The organism is Brevundimonas sp., assembly GCF_041911375.1.
Taxonomy (GTDB): Bacteria; Pseudomonadota; Alphaproteobacteria; order Caulobacterales; family Caulobacteraceae; genus Brevundimonas.
In genome coordinates, this window is record NZ_JAYRPA010000026.1 from 1 (window position 1) to 1,189 (window position 1,189).

Consider the following 1,189-nt stretch of genomic DNA (forward strand, 5'->3'; position numbering starts at 1 on the left):
CAAGGACCAGGCAGTCGTCGACTTCCTCGAAGGCGAGGCGGAAGTCGTCCGCATGCGCGACGACATCCAGCGCTTCATCGCCACCTGGCTGCCGGCCTACATCCGCGACAATCGCAACTACCTGACGGTGGCCATCGGCTGCACCGGCGGCCAGCACCGTTCGGTCTATCTGGCCGAGTGGCTGGGCCGCGCCTTCCGCGACCAGGCGCACGTGCTGATCCGCCACCGCACGCTGGCCGGCGGCTGATGTACTGGCTGGCCCTGCTGCGCCCCGGCGACTGGCTGGTGATGGCCGGCGGCGCCGCGCTGGTCGGCCTCAGCCTGCCGCTGCTCTGGCAGGGCGGCTTCGCCGAGCGCGCCATCATCCGCCAGAACGGCCAGGTCTACGCCGAGGCCGACCTGCATAGCCGGCGCGATTTCGCGGTGCCGGGACCGCTCGGCACGACCCTCATCGCCATCGAGCCGGGCCGCGCCCGCGTCGTCGCCGACCCCGGCCCGCGCCAGTATTGCGTGCGCCAGGGCTGGCTGCGGCGCCCCGGCGAAATCGCCATCTGCGCCCCCAACCGCGTCAGCCTGCAGATCGCCGGGCGGACCCGCGCCTATGACAGCCTCAGTTACTGAACTGACCGTCACCGCCGAGGACCGCCGCGTCGCCTGGCTGGCGACCGCGGCGGTCGCCCTGTCGCTGGTCGATGCGGCGATTCCCAGCCCGCTGCCCGGCGTCAAGCCCGGCCTCGCCAACATCGTCACCCTGGTCGTCCTGCAGCGCTACGGCTGGGCGACGGCGGTCTGGGTCAGCGGCCTGCGCGTGCTGGCCGGCAGCCTGCTGCTCGGCTATTTTCTCGCCCCCGGTTTTTTCCTGTCGCTGACCGGCACGGCGTTCAGCCTGGCGACGCTCGGCCTCGCCCGTCATCTGCCGGCGCGCTGGTTCGGCCCGGTCAGCCTCAGCATCCTCGCCGCCTTCGCCCACATCGGCGGGCAGTTACTACTCGCCCGGGCGTGGCTGATCCCGCACGACGGCGTGTTCCTGCTGACCCCGGTCTTCGCCGCCGCGGCGCTGGTTTTCGGCACCCTCAACGGGCTGATCGCGGCTAAACTGCTAATGGAACCTTCCGCCGCCGCCACCCACCGATGACCAAGACGATCTGCCTCGCCCTGACCGGCGCCTCCGGCATGCCCTACGGCCTGC

Annotated in this window: 2 protein-coding genes and 1 pseudogene; all 3 read left to right on the plus strand. The window is 71.6% G+C overall.

Features of this window, described 5'->3' with window-relative positions:
• Positions 1 to 247, plus strand: a pseudogene (locus ACE3PU_RS06515) (hypothetical protein); the annotation flags it as partial.
• A complete protein-coding gene (locus ACE3PU_RS06520; protein ID WP_374387898.1) occupies positions 247 to 621 on the plus strand; it encodes a NusG domain II-containing protein in 375 nt (124 codons plus the stop codon). The pseudogene ACE3PU_RS06515 and the gene ACE3PU_RS06520, both read left to right, overlap by 1 nt.
• Complete coding sequence (locus ACE3PU_RS06525) at positions 602 to 1,135, plus strand: Gx transporter family protein (protein ID WP_153146940.1); 534 nt, start codon at positions 602 to 604, stop codon at positions 1,133 to 1,135. Before ACE3PU_RS06520 ends, ACE3PU_RS06525 begins: the two co-directional genes overlap by 20 nt.
• Positions 1,136 to 1,189 lie beyond the last annotated feature (54 nt).